Raw genomic sequence first — 19,716 nt, 5'->3', positions numbered from 1 at the left:
TTTGTAGCATCCGGGCTGTTTGACGGCGACGCATCCGGCATACACAGGCGCCGCGCGGAAACGGAAACGGACGGCCGCCGCGCGACGCAAAGCGCCCATTGTAGTGACATGCCGCGAGGCTGCGTTGAAAAAAGCGCCGCATGACGCGCAGGCCGGAGGGCGGGCGCTAGAATGCGGCATCATCAAACGTTTCGGAACGGACAACCATGCGCATCCTGCTAGTCGAAGATGACCGGATGATCGCCGAAGGCGTGCGCAAGGCGCTGCGCGGCGAAGGCTTTGCCGTGGACTGGGTCGAAGACGGCGAAGCGGCATTGCGCGCGGTGGCGGCCCAGCCTTACGATCTCGCACTGCTCGACCTCGGCCTGCCCAAGCGCGACGGCCTCGAGGTGCTGCGTACGCTGCGCGCGCGCGGCCACGCGCTGCCGGTGCTGATCGTCACCGCGCGCGACGCGGTGGCCGATCGCGTCAAAGGGCTCGACGCTGGCGCTGACGATTACCTTGTCAAACCTTTCGATCTCGACGAACTTGGCGCGCGCATGCGCGCCCTGATCCGGCGCCAGTCCGGCCGCAGCGATTCGACGATCCGCCACGGCAACGTGACCCTCGATCCGGCGTCGCATCAGGTCACGCTCGACGGCGCGCCGGTCGCGCTGTCCGCGCGCGAGTTTGCGCTGCTCGAAGCGCTGCTCGCGCGGCCCGGCGCGGTGCTGTCGAAAAGCCAGCTCGAGGAAAAGATGTACGGCTGGGGCGAGGAGATCGGCAGCAATACCGTCGAGGTCTATATCCATGCGCTGCGCAAGAAGCTCGGCGCCGATCTGATTCGCAACGTGCGCGGGCTCGGCTACATGATCGCGAAGGACGCCTGAGCCGATGCGCTCGATTCGCCGTCAACTGCTGTTCTGGCTGCTCGCGCTGGTGCTGCTCGGCGTCGGCATCGCCGGATGGCTGATCTACCGGCAGGCGCTTGCCGAAGCGAACGAGCTGTTCGACTACCAGTTGGAACAGATCGCCGCGGCGCTGCCGGCGGAGCCGTTTTCACAGGTGCTCGGCCGCGATACCGGAGACGAAGGCATCGTGCTGCAGATCTGGAACCGCAACGGCATGCTGATGTACTACTCGCGGCCGCGTGCGCCGCTCGCGCCGCGCGCCGAGCTGGGTTTCTCGACGGAGCGCACCGATCGCGGCGAATGGCGCGTGTATGGCGCGATCGTCGGCGATAACGTCGTGCAGCTCGCGCAGCCGCTGTCGGTGCGCAACCGGCTCGCCGCGAACGTCGCGCTGCGCACGCTGTGGCCGCTGATCGTGCTGTTGCCGCTGCTGGGTCTCGCAGTGTGGGTGATCGTCGGACGCGGGCTGCGACCGCTGCGGCGCGTGACGAGCGCGCTCGACACGCGCCATCCCGAGGCGCTCGATCCGCTGCCGGACAAGCGCTTGCCGCTCGAGGTGCAACCGCTCGTGCGCGCGTTGAACGGACTGCTCGAACGACTCGCGACCGCGCTCGATATCCAGAAGGCGTTTGTCGCCGATGCCGCGCACGAATTGCGCACGCCGCTTGCCGCCGTGCAGATTCAGGCGCAACTGGTCGCGCGCGCGAAGGACGACACCGCGCGCGGCGAAGCGCTCGCCGACCTGCAGGCGGGCGTCACGCGCGCGACGCGTCTTGCCGAGCAACTGCTTGCACTGGCGCGCGCCGAGCCGGACGGCGCCGCGGTCAGCGGGACGCTCGATCTGCGCGAACTGCTGCAGGAATGCGTTGCCACTTACGCGCCGCTCGCGATGAATCGCGGCGTCGATCTCGGCATCGAGGCGAGCGAGGCCGCCACCGTGACCGGCGACGCCGAAGCGTTGCGCGTGATGTTCAACAACCTCGTCGACAACGCGACCAAGTACACGCCGCCCGGCGGCCGCGTCGACGTCAGCCTGCGCGTCGAGAACGGGCATCCGGTTGTGCGGATCGCCGACAGCGGGCCGGGCATCGACCCGGCCGATCGCGAGCGCGTGTTCGACCGCTTCTATCGCGCGGGTGCCGGCGCGAATCGCGCGCGCACCGATGTGGCGGGCAGCGGCCTCGGTCTCGCGATCGTGCGCCGCATCGCCACGCAACATCATGCGGACGTATCGCTCGATGAATCGTCGGCGGGCGGTTTGCAGGTCACGGTGCGCTTCTGAAAACGGCGTTTCACCGCATCGAAAAAACTGCTTTGACGGCCCCACAGGCCCAGCCGGCAAGGTTTTCGGGATCTGGCGCTGCTTAAGATCCTTTTAAGCGATGCCACGTACGCTCCTCGACATTCAAAGTTACTTTCTCCAGTCAGGAGCTCATGATGAACACGAAAACCTTGTCCCGCAGCGCTGTTGCAGTCGCTGTCGCCGTTGCGCTTTCCGCCGGCTATGCGGCGGGCCATCGCGACGTGCCCGCACCGCAGGTCATCTCGCCGGCGCAAGCGGCGATGATGCCCGCCGAAGCCGCCGCCAAGACCGGCATCCCCGATTTCTCAGGCCTCGTCGAAACCTACGGGCCGGCCGTCGTCAATATCAGCGCGAAGCACGTGGTCAAGCAGACCGCTCTGCGCGGCAATGGCGGCAACTTCAACGGCAACCAGTTGCCGATCGATCCGAACGATCCGTTCTTCCAGTTCTACAAGCGCTTTTTCGGCGGCATACCGGGCATGCAAGGCGGTGGCGGCGACGGTGGCGACGTGCCCGATCAGCCGAGCGCGAGCCTCGGTTCCGGTTTCATCATCAGCAATGACGGCTACATCCTGACTAACGCGCATGTCGTCGACGGCGCGAACGTCGTCACCGTGAAGCTCACCGACAAGCGCGAGTTCAAGGCGAAAGTGGTCGGCGCCGACAAGCAGTCCGACGTCGCCGTGCTGAAGATCGACGCGAGCAATCTGCCGACCGTGAAGATCGGCGATCCGCGTCAGAGCAAGGTCGGCCAGTGGGTGGTCGCGATCGGTTCGCCGTACGGTTTCGACAACACCGTGACCTCCGGCATCATCAGCGCGAAATCGCGCTCGCTGCCTAACGAGAACTACACGCCTTTCATCCAGACCGACGTGCCGGTGAATCCGGGTAACTCAGGCGGTCCGCTTTTCAACCTGCAAGGCGAAGTGATCGGCATCAACTCGATGATCTACTCGCAGACCGGCGGCTTCCAGGGGCTATCGTTCGCGATTCCGATCAATGAAGCGATCAAGGTCAAGGACGATCTCGTCAAGACCGGCCACGTGAGTCGCGGCCGTCTCGGCGTCGCCGTACAGGGCATGAACCAGACGCTCGCCGATTCGTTCGGCATGCAGAAGCCGCAAGGCGCGCTGGTCAGCTCGGTCGACGCGGGCGGCCCGGCAGCCAAGGCTGGCCTGCAGCCGGGCGACGTGATCTTGGCGGTGAACGGTGACGAGGTCAGCGACTCGTCGGATCTGCCGGCCAAGATCGCGGGTCTCGCGCCGGGCAGCTCGGCGACCCTGAAGGTGTGGCGTGACAAGGCCAGCAAGGACGTCAAGGTGACGATCGGCTCGTTCTCGGATACGAAGGTCGCGTCGGCGGGTAAAGCCGACCAGCAGACCCAGTTGCAAGGCCGTCTCGGCGTGGCGGTGCGCCCGCTCACGCCGGAAGAGAAGAGCAGCGCGTCGGTGTCGCACGGTTTGCTCGTACAGCAATCGGGCGGCGCGGCGGCGAACGCCGGCATCCAGCCGGGCGATGTGATTCTCGCCGTCAATGGCCGCCCGGTCACGAACATCGATCAACTGAAGCAGATGATTTCGGGCGCGGGCAATAGCATCGCGTTGCTGATCCAGCGCGACAACGCTCAGATCTTCGTGCCCGTCGACCTGGGCTGATCGATCACCCGGGCGGCTCGATCATGTACCGCCCAACCCAGTCAAAGCGATAGTAGCGATTGCCGGTCCTTTGCATTTACTGCAGGGACCGGTTTTTTTTGCCTGCCCGAACGCTGATTCCGCAGGCGAAGTGGAGGAGCTGCAAGCGCGCCGCGCCCCCTCCATGCCACGACGCAGCGCTTTTCCGTCGACGCAACCGGACGGTTGGCACGCAGGTTGCATCGTCCTTGATTCGGGCCCACCGAGGGATACTGGGCAAGGACTTTAACAAGGAGCGAACCGATGAAAACCCAACGCAATCAGCAAAGGATCGTAGCCGCCGCGCTGTGCGCGGCGCTCACGCTCGGACTGGCGGGCGGTGCGTACGCGCAGCAGGCAAGCGTGACCGGCGGGTCGACCACCGACGACACCAGCGCGGGCAACACCAACGGCGGCGGTCTCCCGCAAATCCAGCAGCAGGGCAACGTCTCGTATGTATCAGGCGGCGTCGGCCTCGACGAATCCCGGGCGCTGCAGGCGGCGCAAAGCCGCTGGCCGCTCTCGCTGCGCTTTACCGGCCCCAGGGGTGAGTTTCTCGCCGACGTCCATGTCAGTATTGTCGATACGCGTGGCAACGAGGTGTTGAGCACGACGTCGCGCGGACCGTTCATGCTGGTCCGGCTTCATCCGGGCCGTTACACGGTCCACGCGAAGTACAGCGACAACGAGCAGACTCGCGCGGTAACCGTGCCGGCGCGAGGCAACGTCAAATCCGCGTTCACCTGGAACATGAAGTAAGTACGCGATCCGCTCGCCGCCCCGGCACGGCGCAGGAAGGCCGCGCAATCGGCCGGAGTTTCGCCGATAATGAAGCCACGGGCGCATCCCGTGGCTTTGCCGTTCATGCGGCAATACAATAGCCCGCGCCACAATGCCCCACACATCAGGGAGCCTGGACATGAGCGATGCGTCGACATCTGAGGGAAAGCCCAGTGGCCATACCATCGTGATCCGCAACAACGGCCATCGGGTGCGCGTGATTCACGGCGGCGTGACGATGGCCGACACCCAGGCCGCGCTGACGCTCTCCGAAACCGGCTTGCCGGACGTGTTCTATTTTCCGCGCGAGCACGTGAACATGGCCCGGCTCGAACGCTCGACGCACACGTCGCACTGCCCGTTCAAGGGCGACGCATCGTATTTCCATCTGCGCACCGAAGACGGCCTGATCGAGAATGCGGTGTGGAGCTATGAGGAGCCGCTCGAGCAGGTCACGCAGATAAAAGGCTATCTCGCGTTTTATACATCGCGCGTCGACCGCATCGATCAGACGTCCTGATCCCGCTGCCGGCGCGTCTATCGGGGGAGGTTGTCATGGAACTGAATGACGCGTTACGGATTCCGCTTGCGCCGTCCGATGTCTGGGACGCGTTGCAGGATCTCGCGCTGTTGCGTGCCAGCCTCGACAACTGCGAGTCGTTCACGCGCCTCGCCCACGGCGAATACGCGCTGGCAATGACAGTGCCACTCGGCCCGTTGCGCGCGCATTACGAAGCGCGTGCCCACGTGGCCGGCCAGGATTCCGGCCCGGCGGACGCGCAACGCCGCACCATCAACTTCAAGGCACGCGCCGAGGGCATCGGCGCGCTGCGTGGACAGATCGAAGTGCGGCTGCGCGCGGACGAGGGCGCTTACGGTGCCGGCCGGGAGCGCGGCACGCGCATCGATTACACGATCTGGGCGACGTCGTCCGGACCGCTCGCCGAGTTGCCGACGCGCCAGCTCGAAAATTCACTGCATCAACTGGCCGACGATTTTTTCACCGAATTCGACGCGGTCGTGCGCGCCAAGCATGGCAAAGGGCCGAACCGCGCGCGCGGCTCGGCGCCACGCCGGCAGCACGTCTTTCTGCGGCCGATCACGCTCGGCGGCATCGCGCGGCGCACGCGCATCGACCACGGCAACGCGTTGACGGGACGCACGGCGAGTGCGTCGCATAGCTGGTCGGATGGGGTGCCGCATCAGGAGCCCAGTCAGCACGTCGTGCCGTATTGGGCGTGGGCCGGGATGATTTTTCTGGTCGCGCTACTGCTGTACGTGGTGCGCTGGTTCAGCGAGCATTGAGCCGGCGAGCGGTGCACGCGCCCGGTTGTCGTGTCCGCGCGACTACGAAATTCCGGCGGGACACTACGAAACGGCGGTGGTTTCGCCGTGTTTGTTCGTGGTTTCGCAAGATGCGCTTTACTCCGATTGCCCAATCTGGACCAATCCCGACTTTCGTCGCTTTCCAGCGCCTCGCCGTATTTCATGCGCTTCCCTGATCTCCGCTAAAACCCCGCCGCCACGCGGACGGCGATGTGCGAAACACCTCCCTGAAATGCTGCCGCAGCGACGCCGCCGAGCCGAAACCCGCACTTGCCGCGATCGTTTCGACCGACTCGTCGGTGCTTTCGAGCAGCTGCTGCGCGCGGGCGAGCCGCTGCGCGAGCAGCCACGCGCCGACCGTCGTGCCGGTCGCGAGTCGGAAGCGTCGCGTGAACGTGCGGCGGCTCATCAACGCGCGCGCGGCGAGCGTATCGAGCGTGTGCGGCGCGGCCAGATTGCCGCTCACCCAGTCGAGCAGGCCGGACAGCCGGTCGCCGCGCGGCTTCGGCGGCATCGGCTGCTGCACGTATTGCGCCTGGCCGCCTTGCCGGTGCGGCGATACGACGAGCCTGCGCGCGACATAGTTCGCCGCCTGCGCGCCGCTGATCTTGCGTAGCACGTGCAGGCAGCAGTCGAGGCCGGCGGCGGTGCCGGCCGAGGTCAGCACGTTGCCGTCGTCGACGTAAAGCACGCCGGGGTCGAGCCGCACGCGCGGGTAGCGGCGCGCGAAGTCGTCGGCCCAGGCCCAGTGGGTCGATGCCGGCCGGCCGTCGAGGATGCCGGCGGCGGCCAGCACGAACGCGCCGAGGCACAGGCCGACCAGCAGCGCGCCTCGTTCGTGCGCGGCGCGCAACGCGTCGACGAGCGCGGCGGGCGGCGCTTCGTCGGGATCGCGCCAGCTCGGCACGATGATCGTGTGTGCGTCGGCGAGTGCTTCGAGCCCGTGCGTGACCGCAATCGAGAAGCCGGCGGTCGTGGCGAGCGCGCCTGTCTCCGCGGCGCAGACGCGAAAGTCGAACTCGGGCACGCCGCCGCCGCGGCGGTCCTCGCCGAACACCACGCACGGCACCGACAGGTGGAACGGACTGATGCGGTCGAACGCGACCACGGCGACGATGTGGCGGAATGCGGCGCCGCGCTGAGCGGCGGAAGCTGCCGGGGTGGCCATGACCATCACCTCATAGATGAAAAAGAAAAGATGGCCCGATTCTAGCGAATGTTGTCATATGGGCCACTGTTGCTCGCGCGGCGGCGCCGCAACAATGCGCTCATCGCCGCTGCGTTGTTCGGCCGCCACGGTCGCGCGCGGCATTGACCGCTTTTTCCGACAAGGAGCCTTGCCATGACCACTGCCGCGCCGCGCCGTGCGCTGATCGTCATCGACGTGCAGAACGAATACGTGACCGGCGATCTGCCGATCGAATTTCCGGACGTGCGGACCTCGCTCGCCAACATCGGCCGCGCGATCGATGCGGCTCGCGACGCGGGCGTGCCGGTCGTGGTCGTGCAGAACGTCGCGCCGGCCACCTCGCCGCTGTTCGCGCGCGGCAGCGCGGGAGCGGAGCTGCATCCGGTCGTGAGTTCGCGCGATCGCGATCACTTCGTCGAGAAGTCGCTGCCGAGCGCCTTCGCCGGCACCGATCTGGCCGACTGGCTCGCCGCGCGGCAGATCGATACGCTGACCATCACCGGCTACATGACGCATAACTGCGATGCATCGACGATCAATCACGCGGTGCATGCGGGGCTTGCCGTCGAGTTCCTGCACGATGCGACCGGCTCGGTGCCGTACGAAAACAGCGCGGGCTTTGCGAGCGCGGAGGAGATTCATCGCGTGTTCAGCGTCGTGCTGCAGTCGCGCTTCGCGGCCGTGGCGAGCACGGACGCATGGATCGCGGCGCTAACGAGCGGGGCACCCCTCGAGCGCGGCAACATCCATGCATCGAATCAGGCGGCGCGGGCGCGGCGGGCTGTTGCGTGAATGCAGGGTGGGGGTGCCTGCGGTTGAAGCCGTGCGCGGCGCGTCGGTGTGTAAGCGGCTCACCCATGAAAACGGGCGGTTCATCGAACCGCCCGCGCCTTTTCAAACCGGCGGGTAGCCGCCGCTACGACACCGCTTTCTTCCGCAACGCCGGACTCAAGCGCAGCGCGTCGAACATACCTTCCACCATCTGTTGCGCATGCGTGCCGAAGTCGGTCGCATCGGGCAAAAACAGCATGTCGCGCAGCGCTCCGCCGACAAACGCATGCACCATCGCCGCCGCGAGCTTCGTGTCGAGATCGGCGGGCATTTGCCCCTTGGAGATCGCGTTGCGCAGACCGCCTTCGATTTTCGCAAGCCCCTCGCGCATATTGGTCTGGTAGCGTTCCATCACCGGGCCCATGTCCTCGACGAGCTCGCATTTCAGAAACAGGATGTCGAATACGCGGCGGCGGCGCGGGTCGTTGGCGGTATCACGCAGACAGATCATGCAGATTTCCACGAGACGTCCCAGCGGATCGGCCTGGTTCGGATCGAGCGAGGCGGCCTTCAGTTCGTCGAGCGGCAGCAGCACGCGATCGAACATTTCGGTAAATAGCTCGCTCTTGTGGGCGAAGTGCCAGTAGATTGCGCCGCGCGTGACGCCCGCGGCCTGCGCGATGTCGGCCAGCGACGTGCGCGATACGCCTTTCTCGAAGAAAACCTGCTCGGCTGCGTCAAGGATCCGGTTACGCGTCTCCTGTGCCTCTTCCTTGGTTCTTCTGACCATATACGTATGAACTGCCCTGGATTGTGGGGAGCCCGGGCCGTATCAAGTCAGCCCGATGACAATCTGACTACTTTTTGAGCAGATTGGAAAGCGAACTTGCGAGATCCCCACCTGCAAGAGAAGTAAATGCACTTTTACATGCATTCACGAATGTATCTATAATAGCATCCCACGATCGGATAGCCCAAGCCGTGACGACCGGTTAATATCCGTCACTGTTGCCTTTCAGAACGCCCTTGCGCCTGCCGGATGGCGGCGCCGTGCGGCATTTCCCGGTATGGCACGTTCGCAGCAGGGTGCCCTTGCAGGCGCGGTTTGCATCCATGGGCTTCCGGTTGAGCGTCGCAAGACGCCTGTGTGCGCTGCCGTCCCCGGGGTAGGGATGCGCGCACTTTTTCATTCTCAGTCTTTGACAGAGGTCGCTCCATGCGCGTCGAACGGGTTCCATTCCGCTTAATCAGTGCCGCGACGGCTGCCATCTTGCTGGCGGCGTGCGGACCAAAACAATCTGCCCCGCCGCCACAGGCGCCCGAAGTTGGCGTCGTCACTCTCCAGCCGACGACCGTGCCCGTCGTCACCGAACTGCCCGGCCGTACCAGTGCCTTCCTCGTCGCGCAGGTGCGCGCGCGGGTCGACGGCATCGTGCTGCGCCGCGAGTTCACCGAGGGTAGCGAGGTCAAGGCCGGCCAGCGTCTCTACAAGATCGATCCGGCTCCGTACATCGCCACGTTGAACAACGCGAAGGCATCGCTCGCGAAGGCGCAGGCGAACCTCGTGTCGACCACCGCGCAGGCCAACCGTTACAAGGTGCTGGTCGCGGCCAACGCGGTCAGCAAGCAGGACTACGACAACGCGGTCGCCGCGCAGGGCCAGGCCGCCGCCGACGTCGCCGCCGGCAAGGCCGCGGTCGACACCGCGCAGATCAACCTCGGCTATACCGACGTGACCTCGCCGGTGGCAGGCCAGATCGGCGTGTCGCAGGTCACGCCGGGCGCGTTCGTGCAGCAGAGCGCGGCCACGCTGATGGCCACGGTCCAGCAGCTCGATCCGGTCTACGTCGACCTCACGCAATCGAGCCTCGACGGCCTGAAGCTGCGTCGCGAAATCCAGGAAGGGCGTCTGAAGACGACCGGCCCGGGCGCGGCGCAGGTGTCGCTCGTGCTGGAAGACGGCCGCGTCTATTCGGAGAAGGGCAAGCTGCAGTTCACCGACGTGACGGTCGACCAGGGCACCGGCTCGGTCACGGTGCGCGCGATCTTCAAGAACCCGGACCACGTGCTGCTGCCGGGCATGTTCGTGCGCGCGAAGATCGACGAGGGCGTCAACCAGAACGCGATCATCGTGCCGCAAGTCGGCATCACGCATGACCAGAAGGGCCAGCCTACCGCGCTCGTCGTCGATAACGACAACAAGGTCGAGCTGCGTCAGCTCGTCACCGCGGGCACGTTCGGCTCGTACTGGGTGGTCTCGGACGGCCTGAAGCCGGGCGAGCGCGTGATCGTCCAGGGCACCGACAAGGCGCGCCCCGGCCAGCAGGTCAAGCCTGTGCCGGCGCAGCTTCCCGGTACACCTGCTTCCGACGCGGCCGCTCAGGCCGCGCCGGCCGCCAGCGGTGCGCAGACGGCTCAACCCGACTCCGCCGCATCGGGCGCGTAATAACAGGGAGCCCGCCTCATGGCAAAGTTCTTTATTGATCGCCCGATTTTTGCATGGGTGATCGCCATCATCCTGATGCTCGCGGGTATCGCGTCGGTGTTCACACTGCCGATCGCGCAATACCCGACTATCGCGCCGCCGGCCGTGCAGATCAGCGCAACGTACCCGGGCGCCTCGGCGAAGACGGTGGAAAACACCGTCACGCAGGTGATCGAGCAGCAGATGAGTGGTCTCGACCACCTGCTGTACCTCGCGTCCACGTCGGATGATTCGGGCACGGCCACCATCACGCTGACGTTCGCGGCCGGCACCAACCCCGACATCGCGCAGGTGCAGGTGCAGAACAAGCTGCAGCTCGCTACGCCGCTCCTGCCGCAGGCAGTGCAGCAGCTCGGCACCAAGGTCACGAAGTCGAGCAGCAGCTTCCTGCTGGTGATGGCGTTCGTGTCGACCGACGGCAGCATGAACAAGTACGACCTCGCGAACTACGTCGCGTCGAACATTCAGGATCCGGTCAGCCGTATCGACGGCGTGGGCACGGTGACGCTGTTCGGCTCGCAGTACGCGATGCGGATCTGGCTCGACGCGAACAAGCTGAACAACTTCGGGCTGACGCCGGTCGACGTGCAAACCGCGTTGCAGGCGCAGAACGTGCAGGTCGCGGGCGGCTCGCTCGGCGGCACGCCGTCGGTGCCGGGTCAGGTGCTGCAGGCCACGATCACGCAGGCGACGCTGCTGAACACGCCCGAACAGTTCGGCAACATCCTGCTGAAGGTCAACCAGGACGGCTCGCAGGTGCGTCTGCGCGACGTGTCGCGCATCGAGCTCGGCGGCGAAAACTACAACTTCGACACCAAGTACAACGGTCAGCCGACGGCGGGCTTCGGTATCCAGCTCGCGACCGGCGCGAACGCGCTGGCCACCGCCAAGGCGGTGCGCCAGAAGATCACCGAACTGTCGAAGTACTTCCCGCACGGTCTCGTGGTGCAGTACCCGTACGACACGACGCCGTTCGTGCGCCTGTCGATCGAGGAAGTGGTCAAGACGCTGCTCGAAGGTATCGTGCTGGTGTTCCTGGTCATGTACCTGTTCCTGCAGAACCTGCGGGCCACGCTGATTCCGACGATCGCGGTGCCGGTGGTGCTGCTCGGCACGTTCGCGATCATGAGCGTGGTCGGTTTCTCGATCAACGTGCTGTCGATGTTCGGTCTCGTGCTCGCAATCGGCCTGCTGGTGGACGACGCGATCGTGGTGGTGGAAAACGTCGAGCGGGTGATGCAGGAGGAGGGCTTGTCGCCTCGCGACGCAACCCGCAAGGCGATGGACCAGATTACCGGCGCGCTGGTCGGCGTGGCGCTCGTGCTGTCGGCGGTGTTCGTGCCGGTGGCGTTCTCGGGCGGCTCGGTCGGCGCGATCTACCGGCAATTCTCGCTGACGATCGTCGCGGCGATGGTGCTGTCCGTGCTCGTCGCGTTGATTCTGACGCCGGCGCTGTGCGCGACGATCCTCAAGCCGATTCCGAAGGGTCATCACGAGAAAGCCACCGGCTTCTTCGGCTGGTTCAACCGCACGTTCAACACGAGCCGCGACAAGTATCACTCGGGCGTGCACCACGTGATCAAGCGCTCGGGCCGCTGGCTCATCATCTACATGGTGGTGATCTTCGCGGTGGGCCTGCTGTTCGTCAGACTGCCGAAGTCGTTCCTGCCCGACGAAGACCAGGGCACGATGTTCGTGCTCGTGCAAACGCCGTCCGGTTCCACGCAGGAAACCACCGCGCGCGCGCTGAAGGACGTGTCCGACTATCTGCTGAACGACGAGAAGGAGATCGTCGAATCGACCTTCACCGTGAACGGCTTCAGCTTCGCCGGCCGTGGCCAGAACGCCGGTCTCGTGTTCGTGCGGATGAAGGACTACGGGCAGCGTCAGCATGCCGACCAGAAGGTGCAGGCGCTGGTGGGCCGTCTGTACATGCACTTCGCCAGTTACAAGAACGCGACGGTGTTCCCGGTCAACCCGCCGTCGATTCCTGAACTCGGCACGGCCGCGGGCTTCGACTTCCAGTTGCAGGATCGCGCGGGCGTCGGCCATGAAAAGCTGATGGAAGCGCGCAACATGCTGCTCGGTCTCGCCGCGAAGGATCCGACGCTCGCTCAGGTGCGTCCGAACGGCCTGAACGACACACCGCAGTTCAAGGTGAACATCGACCACGAGAAGGCTGCCGCGCTCGGCGTGTCGCTCTCGACGATCGACCAGACTTTCTCGATCGCATGGGCGTCGCAGTACGTGAATAACTTCCTCGATACCGACGGCCGGATCAAGAAGGTGTACCTGCAGGCCGACGCGCCTTTCCGTATGAAGCCGGAGGACGTGGATGGCTGGTTCGTGCGCAACAACGCAGGCGCGATGGTGCCGTTCTCGGCCTTCGCGAGCACCCAGTGGACGTACGGTTCGCCGAAGCTCGAGCGCTACAACGGCATCTCGTCGGTGGAAATCCAGGGTGCGGCCGCGCCGGGCAAGTCGACCGGTCAGGCGATGGCGGCGATGGAAGCGCTCGTCACGAAGCTGCCGGCGGGTATCGGCTACGAGTGGACGGGTCTGTCGCTGCAGGAGCGCCAGTCCGGTTCACAGGCGCCGATCCTGTACGGCATCTCGATCCTCGTCGTGTTCCTGTGTCTCGCGGCGCTGTATGAAAGCTGGTCGATCCCGTTCTCGGTGATCATGGTGGTGCCGCTCGGCGTGATCGGCGCGCTGCTGGCCGCGACGCTGCGCGGGCTCGAGAACGACGTGTTTTTCCAGGTGGGTCTGCTGACCACCGTCGGTCTGTCGGCGAAGAACGCGATTCTGATCGTCGAGTTCGCCCGCGAACTGCAGCAGAGTGAAGGCATGGGGCCGATCGAGGCCGCGCTCGAGGCGGCGCGTCTGCGGTTGCGTCCGATCCTGATGACCTCGCTCGCGTTCATTCTCGGCGTGCTGCCGCTCGCGATCAGTAACGGCGCGGGCTCGGCCAGCCAGCACGCAATCGGTACCGGCGTGATCGGCGGGATGCTGACGGCGACCTTCCTCGCCATTTTCATGATCCCGATGTTCTTCGTCGTGATCCGCGCGAAGTTCGGCGGCGAGAAGGAAGACCCGGATGAGGCGCTCGCGCACTACGAACAGCACCATCCGCACGATCCGCAAGGTGGCGGCGCGGCTGATGGGTCGGCCAGCGGCGCGGATGGCAAGGACTCGGGCAAGGATGGGCATTGAGATGCAAAAACACTCTTTGATTGCAGTGGCGGTGGCGTTGCTCGCCGCGGGTTGCACGCTGGCGCCGCGATATCAGCGCCCGGAGGCACCCGTGACGGCCACCTTCCCGACGGGCGGCGTATACGACCAGCAGCCGGGCACGCCCGGCGCGCGCAGCGCGAACAACCAGGCGGCCGCCGACATCGGCTGGCGCGACTTCTTCGTCGATCCGCGTTTGCAGCAGTTGATCGAAATCGCGCTGAAGAACAACCGCGATCTGCGTGTGTCGGTGCTGAACATGCAGGCGTCGGCGGCGCAGTACCGGATCGTGCGCGCGGGTCTGTTCCCGACGCTCGACGCCGCGGCTTCGCAAAGCAAGTCGCGCACGCCGAAAGACCTGACGTACTTCGGCCAGACGATCTCCAACACGTATTCGGTGGGCTTGAACGCGTCGTGGGAAATCGACTTCTTCGGGCGGATCCAGAGCCTGAAGGATCAGGCGTTGGCGACCTACCTGGGCACCGCGCAGGCGCGCAAGGCCGCGGAAATCTCGCTGGTCTCGCAGGTCGCGAACCAGTACCTGACGCTGCTCGAGCTCGACGACCTGCTGAAGGTCACGCAGGACACATTGACGAATGCGCAGGAGTCGTACCGGATCACGAAGCTCCAGTTCGACAACGGCACGGGCTCGGAGCTCGATCTGCGCCAGGCGCAAACGGTCGTCGAGACCGCCAGCGCGAACCTGCAGGCGCAGGCGCGCTTGCGGGCCCAGGCCGTGAACGCGCTGGTGCTGCTGATCGGCGAGCCGCTGCCCGACGATCTGCCGAACGGTCTGCCGCTGAACGACCAGAACCTGCTCACCGACATTCCGGCGGGTCTGCCGGCCGATCTGCTGACGCGCCGTCCCGACATCATGGAGGCCGAGGAAAATCTGCTCGCGGCCAACGCGAACATCGGCGCGGCGCGCGCGGCGTTCTTCCCGAAGGTCACGCTGACCGGCAGCGCCGGCACGCTGAGTCCGACGCTCGGCGGGCTGTTCAAGCCGGGTTCGGCGGCGTGGAGCTTCGCGCCGTCGATCACGCTGCCGATCTTCGAGGGCGGCCAGAACATCGCCAACCTGAATCTCGCCAACATCGAGAAGAACGTGCAGATCGCCACGTATGAAAAGGCGATCCAGACGGCCTTCCGCGAAGTGGCGGACGGGCTCGCCGCGCGCGGCACTTACGATCAGCAGATCCAGGCGCTCGAGCGCAATACGTCGGCCGAGCAGCGCCGGCTCGATCTGTCGAACCTGCGCTACAAGAACGGCGTCGACAGCTATCTGTCGGTGCTGACCGCGCAGACCGATCTGTACTCGTCGCAGCAATCGCTGATCACCGCGCGCATGCAGCGCCTGCAGAACCTGGTCACGCTGTACCAGGCGCTCGGCGGCGGCTGGATCGAGCACACCGGCGAGCAGCCGCGTCCCGCCGACGCGCCGGTCGACTATGGCGCGGCGAGCGCGCCGGTCGCGGCTTCGGCGGCGACGGCGGGGTAAGCGCGCGAAGTCGATGAAGCGCCGGCTGCGGCGCTCGTGTGAGGCGGCTTCCGGTCGTTCGGGAAAGCTCGCTGCCAGCGCAAGCGCCGCACCGGCGCTGAAATAAACAGAAACGCCACGGCATGCCGTGGCGTTTTTTGTTGAGGCGCGGTGTTCGATGCCGCGCGAACCTGAGTGAACCTTGCGGCACCTTCGTATGAGCGGTGTCGCTCGCCGCATCGACGGCGCCTGAAGAAGCTCAGTGCATATCCGCCGCGCGCAGCATCTCGTTGTGCTGCGGCTCGCTGCCGCCACTTTTATCGAGATCATGCCCGGCACGGCGAATTTCGCGCCGTGCCTTCCTCTCGCTCTTCACGCCGTTGAAGATCAGGTTCAGCACGACCGCCGACACCGACGCGAGCAGAATCCCGCTATGCAGCAGCGGCGACAGCGCCGGCGGCAGTTGCGCGAAGAAGCGCGGCGACACGACCGGCACGAGCCCGAGTCCGATGCTCACCGCGACGATGAACAGGTTGTGGTGATTGCGCACGAAGTCGACTCGCGACAGGACCTTGATGCCGTTCGCCGCCACCATGCCGAACATCACGATACCGGCGCCGCCGAGCACGAACGCCGGTACCGACGCGACCACCTGCGCCATCTTCGGGAACAGGCCGAGCAGCACGAGGATCACGCCGCCCGTCGCGCAGACGAAGCGGCTCTTCACGCCGGTCACGCCGATCAGCCCGACGTTCTGCGAGAACGAGGTATGCGGAAACGAGTTGAAGATGCCGCCGATCAGCGTGCCGAGCCCATCGACGCGCAAGCCGCGCACCAGCGTCTTCTGATCGACCGGACGATCGACCATGTCGCCGACCGCGAGGAACATGCCGGTCGATTCGATGAAGGTGACGAACATCACGGTGACCATCGTCGCGATCGACAGCGGATCGAAGTGCGGCAGGCCGAAGTGGAACGGCATCACGATGCCGACCCACGGCGCGTGCGTGACGCCGTCCATGTTGACGCGGCCGAGCATCAGCGCGATCACGAAGCCCGCGACGATGCCGAGCAGCACCGAGATGTTGGCGATAAAACCTTTCGCAAACTTGTTGATGAGCAGGATCAGCGTGAGCACGACGAGCGACAGACCGAGATAGACCGGATTGCCGTAGTCGGGATTGCCGACGCCGCCGGCCGCCCAGTTGATGCCGACTTCCATCAGCGAGAGGCCGATGACCGAGATCACCACGCCGATCACGACCGGCGGGAAAAAGCGCAGCAGCTTGCCGACCATCGGCGCGAGCAGAATGCCGATCACGCCGGCCGCGATCGTCGAGCCGAAGATATCGAGGATGCCGAGCGAAGGATTGGTGCCGATCGCGACCATCGGGCCGACCGCCGCGAACGTGCAGCCCATGATGACGGGCAGCCGGATGCCGAAGATCCACAGCCCGAGGGTCTGGATCAAGGTGGCGATGCCGCATGAAAACAGATCGGCGCTGATCAGGAACGCGATCTGGTCTTTCGGCAGCTTGAGCGCCGCGCCGATGATCAGCGGTACCGCGACCGCGCCGGCGTACATGACCAGCACGTGCTGGATGCCGAGTGTGAGCAACTGGCCCGCGGGTAGGCGTTCGTCGCACGGGTGAACCGTGTTCGCTTGCATATCGTCTCTCTCCACCATCTCGTTTTGGGATGACTCCAAGGTATCGGGGACGAAAAGGTGCAACAAGACCACTGGAGGCTATTCCGGCATTCCCGGCGACGATATACGGGCGCGCTTTTTGAAAGGCAGATTAAAGGTGCGCGCGCGGCCGATCCCGCCCGGACCGGCGGCGAGCCCCGTGGGGTGGCGAGTGCGGGCGGCGGGCGGCGCGCGTGTCGCGGGTGCGTCGCGCGCGGGGATATGTGTGAGAATCAATAACGTGTATCACGCCTCACGCATAGTCCTGTTTTGGCGCCACTCGCGACATGGCGGGGTTAACCCGCGAATCGGCGTTTTTGGGAACCGTTTGCGAACCGTTCGCGGGCTGTCCGACCGGTTGTGACGCGCCCCTGCTTTTAGCCTCTTTTCTCAAGCTCGTTCCCCCTCCTCATTTCGACGTCCCGGCACCCATGAGTTTTCTCGGCATCGACCTCGGCACCGGCTCCCTGAAAGCGGCAATCGTCGACGAAGATGGCCGCGAGCAGGCGGTGTCGGGCGTCGCTTATGCGCTCGATACGCCGCACGCGGGCTGGGCCGAGATCGACGTGCAAACGTGGTGGCGCGCACTCGTCGATGCGCTGGCGCGTCTGCCGCGCGACTTGCGCGACGGCGTGCGCGCGATCGGCTTGTCCGGGCAGATGCACGGCGTCGTGTTGATCGATGCGTCAGGCGAAGCGGTGCGGCCCGCGATGCTGTGGCCCGATTCGCGCGCGCTCGATCTTCTCGATGCATGGCCCGAACCGCAGCCGAATCCGGTCGCGCCCGGCATGGCCGGTCCGCTGCTGCGCTGGATCGTGCGGCATGAACCGCGGACGGCGCGTCGCACGCGCTGGGCGCTGCAGCCGAAGGACTGGCTGCGCGTCGCGCTCGGCGGCGCGCTGGTGACGGATGCATCCGATGCGTGCGCGACCGCGCTCGCCGATCCCGCTGGCGTGTGGGACACGGTGCTGCTCGAACGGCTCGACATTCCGCGCGAGTGGTTTGCGCCGTTGGCGCCGTCGTATGCGGCGGCGGGCGCGCTATCGCAGCAGGCCGCGCGGGCGCTCGGCCTGCGCGCCGGCACCCTGCTCGCGACCGGCGCGGCGGACACCCCGTGCGCGGCGCTCGGCAGCGGCCTCGCGCACGATGGCGACGCGTTGCTCACCACCGGCACCGGCGGGCAGATCGTCGTGCTTGCCAGCGAGGAGCCGGCGGCGCTGAAAGGCCTGCATCGCTATCGCGCGGCGAGCGATCACTGGTATCGGATGGCGGCGATGCAGAACGTCGGCATTGCGCTGGAGCGGGTGCGCGGGTGGCTGTCGTATGAATGGGCGGATGCTTATCGGGAAGCGTTTGGCGATGCAGCCGGCAAGGCGGGCAACAATGCAACTCACGTAATGCTCAACCCGTCTTCGGGCCTGACCTTTCTCCCCTACCTGAGCGGCGAGCGCACGCCGTGGCTCAACCCGCAAGCGCGCGGCGGCTGGCTGGGTCTGTCGCTCGAACACACGCGTGGCGCGATGATGCGCGCCGCGTTCGAAGGCGTCGCGTTTTCGCTGCGCGCGGGGCTCGACGCGATTCGCGCGAGCGGCGCGCCGGTGGCCGCGCTCAAGCTCGCGGGCGGTGGTTCCGTCGACGCACGCTGGCGACAACTGCTCGCCGATGCGCTCGACGTCGAACTGCACGCGGTCGACTGTCCGAACGCGGCGCCGCGCGGCGCGGCGATACTCGGCGGTCTCGCGTGCGGTCATTGGCAGGCGCGCGATCTCGCCGTGCTGGCGCCCGGCACGACGCGCGTCGCGGGTCCGCGCGGCGATGCGGCGCTAGCCGGACGCTATGCGCGCTTCGTCGATCTGTATGGCCGTGTCGAGCCGTGGTTCGGCGGCACGATGCACCGCGAAGCGCGGTAGCAGGCGCGAGGCGCGGCCACTGTGGACGCCCCGGTCACATACTTTGCAATACCATTCACAACAACCATCTCAACATCGACGATCCGATACAGGAGCCTTTGACGATGCTCGAACTACTTTCGTCGCATGCCTGCCACGGCGGCGAGCAGCGCTTCTACCGGCACGAGTCGCGCACGATCGGCCTGCCGATGCGCTTCTCGGTCTATCTGCCGCCGCAGGCGCTGCAAGGGAATACGAAGGTGCCCGCGCTGTTCTATCTCGCGGGCCTGACCTGCACCGAAGAGACGTTCGCGATCAAGGCCGGCGCGCAGCGTTTTGCCGCACAGCACGGCATCGCGCTGATTTCGCCGGACACGAGCCCGCGCGGCGCGGACGTGCCCGGCGAAAGCGATGCGTGGGACTTCGGCGTCGGCGCGGGCTTTTACATCGACGCGACGCGGCAGCCGTGGGCGAAGCATTACCGCATGTACTCGTACGTGCGCGACGAGCTGCGCGACACGGTGCTCGCGGACCTGCCGGTCGATGGCGCGCGCCTCGGCGTGTTCGGTCATTCGATGGGGGGGCACGGCGCGCTGATGCTCGCGCTGCGCAATCCGGAGATCTATCGGTCGGTGTCGGCGTTCGCGCCGATTGCGGCGCCGATGCGTTGTCCGTGGGGCGAGAAGGCGTTCAGCGGCTATCTCGGCGACGACCGTGAGGCGTGGAAGCAGTACGACGCGAGCGAGCTGGTCGCGCATGCGTCGCGCAAGTTCACGCAAGGGATTCTCGTCGATCAGGGACTCGCGGATCAGTTTCTCGCCGTGCAACTGAATCCGGATGTATTCGAAGCCGCGTGCAAGGCCGCGGGGCAGCCGCTGACGCTGCGCCGTCATGCGGGCTACGACCACGGCTATTACTTCATCTCGACGTTCATCGAGGATCACCTCGCGCATCATGCGAAGGTGTTGCTCGCGTGAAAACGTCGCGGGACGCGAAATGAAAAACGGCGGCACAT

The 19,716-nt window shown here is 65.9% G+C and carries 15 protein-coding genes; 12 read left to right on the top strand and 3 right to left on the bottom strand.

Annotated elements, in window-relative coordinates; genetic code table 11:
• The first annotated feature begins 206 nt into the window (after nt 1-206).
• From QM685_RS09690 to QM685_RS09665, 6 genes are all read left to right on the top strand, one after another.
• Entirely contained in the window at nt 207-869 is a 663-nt protein-coding gene (locus QM685_RS09690; protein ID WP_415115139.1) for a response regulator, read from the top strand.
• 4 nt (nt 870-873) lie between these two features.
• A complete protein-coding gene (locus QM685_RS09685) occupies nt 874-2,172 on the top strand; it encodes an ATP-binding protein (RefSeq protein WP_415115137.1) in 1,299 nt (432 codons plus the stop codon).
• 155 nt (nt 2,173-2,327) lie between these two features.
• The gene (locus QM685_RS09680; RefSeq protein ID WP_415115401.1) at nt 2,328-3,848 is read left to right on the top strand and encodes a DegQ family serine endoprotease; all 1,521 of its coding nucleotides are present in this window, start codon (nt 2,328-2,330) and stop codon (nt 3,846-3,848) included.
• A 282-nt stretch (nt 3,849-4,130) separates the two neighbouring features.
• The gene (locus tag QM685_RS09675; RefSeq protein WP_415115135.1) at nt 4,131-4,625 is read left to right on the top strand and encodes a carboxypeptidase regulatory-like domain-containing protein; all 495 of its coding nucleotides are present in this window, start codon (nt 4,131-4,133) and stop codon (nt 4,623-4,625) included.
• Nucleotides 4,626-4,785: 160 nt separating this feature from the next.
• Nucleotides 4,786-5,166: a DUF427 domain-containing protein gene (locus QM685_RS09670; RefSeq protein WP_415115133.1), complete on the top strand. Its 381-nt coding sequence runs from the start codon at nt 4,786-4,788 to the stop codon at nt 5,164-5,166.
• 35 nt (nt 5,167-5,201) lie between these two features.
• On the top strand, nt 5,202-5,951 hold the full coding sequence (locus QM685_RS09665; protein ID WP_415115131.1) for a CoxG family protein: 750 nt from the start codon (nt 5,202-5,204) through the stop codon (nt 5,949-5,951).
• Nucleotides 5,952-6,132: 181 nt separating this feature from the next.
• On the opposite strand, the gene QM685_RS09660 is transcribed toward QM685_RS09665, so the two are convergent.
• A complete protein-coding gene (locus tag QM685_RS09660) occupies nt 6,133-7,140 on the bottom strand; it encodes a helix-turn-helix domain-containing protein (RefSeq protein ID WP_415115129.1) in 1,008 nt (335 codons plus the stop codon).
• Nucleotides 7,141-7,314: 174 nt separating this feature from the next.
• On the opposite strand from QM685_RS09660, the gene QM685_RS09655 reads away from it, so the two are divergent.
• Nucleotides 7,315-7,953 (top strand): cysteine hydrolase family protein, encoded by a 639-nt coding sequence (locus QM685_RS09655; protein WP_415115127.1) that lies wholly within the window; start codon nt 7,315-7,317, stop codon nt 7,951-7,953.
• 124 nt (nt 7,954-8,077) lie between these two features.
• On the opposite strand, the gene QM685_RS09650 is transcribed toward QM685_RS09655, so the two are convergent.
• Complete coding sequence (locus QM685_RS09650; protein ID WP_415115125.1) at nt 8,078-8,722, bottom strand: TetR family transcriptional regulator; 645 nt, start codon at nt 8,720-8,722, stop codon at nt 8,078-8,080.
• Between the two features lie 426 nt (nt 8,723-9,148).
• Between QM685_RS09650 and QM685_RS09645 the strand changes: the two genes are divergently transcribed.
• Genes QM685_RS09645 through QM685_RS09635 form a run of 3 tightly spaced genes read left to right on the top strand, consistent with a single transcriptional unit; the run spans nt 9,149 to nt 15,146 of the window.
• Entirely contained in the window at nt 9,149-10,378 is a 1,230-nt protein-coding gene (locus QM685_RS09645) for an efflux RND transporter periplasmic adaptor subunit (RefSeq protein WP_415115123.1), read from the top strand.
• Between the two features lie 18 nt (nt 10,379-10,396).
• Complete coding sequence (locus QM685_RS09640) at nt 10,397-13,630, top strand: efflux RND transporter permease subunit (RefSeq protein ID WP_415115121.1); 3,234 nt, start codon at nt 10,397-10,399, stop codon at nt 13,628-13,630.
• A 1-nt stretch (nt 13,631) separates the two neighbouring features.
• The gene (locus QM685_RS09635; RefSeq protein WP_415115119.1) at nt 13,632-15,146 is read left to right on the top strand and encodes an efflux transporter outer membrane subunit; all 1,515 of its coding nucleotides are present in this window, start codon (nt 13,632-13,634) and stop codon (nt 15,144-15,146) included.
• A gap of 238 nt (nt 15,147-15,384) precedes the next feature.
• Here the strand turns inward: QM685_RS09635 and QM685_RS09630 are convergent, their stop codons facing one another.
• Nucleotides 15,385-16,794, bottom strand: coding sequence for a nucleobase:cation symporter-2 family protein (locus tag QM685_RS09630; protein ID WP_415115117.1), 1,410 nt, complete (start codon nt 16,792-16,794; stop codon nt 15,385-15,387).
• A gap of 449 nt (nt 16,795-17,243) precedes the next feature.
• On the opposite strand from QM685_RS09630, the gene QM685_RS09625 reads away from it, so the two are divergent.
• Together QM685_RS09625 and fghA are read left to right on the top strand one after the other, a co-directional pair.
• Nucleotides 17,244-18,722 (top strand): xylulokinase, encoded by a 1,479-nt coding sequence (locus QM685_RS09625; RefSeq protein WP_415115115.1) that lies wholly within the window; start codon nt 17,244-17,246, stop codon nt 18,720-18,722.
• 104 nt (nt 18,723-18,826) lie between these two features.
• The gene (gene fghA / locus QM685_RS09620) at nt 18,827-19,678 is read left to right on the top strand and encodes an S-formylglutathione hydrolase (RefSeq protein ID WP_415115113.1); all 852 of its coding nucleotides are present in this window, start codon (nt 18,827-18,829) and stop codon (nt 19,676-19,678) included.
• Nucleotides 19,679-19,716: the final 38 nt, after the last annotated feature.

This window comes from Paraburkholderia sp. (assembly GCF_047605525.1).
Classification (GTDB): Bacteria; Pseudomonadota; Gammaproteobacteria; order Burkholderiales; family Burkholderiaceae; genus Paraburkholderia.
The sequence above is the reverse complement of the archived record's forward strand: the minus strand, read 5'-3'. Positions and strand labels throughout refer to the sequence as shown.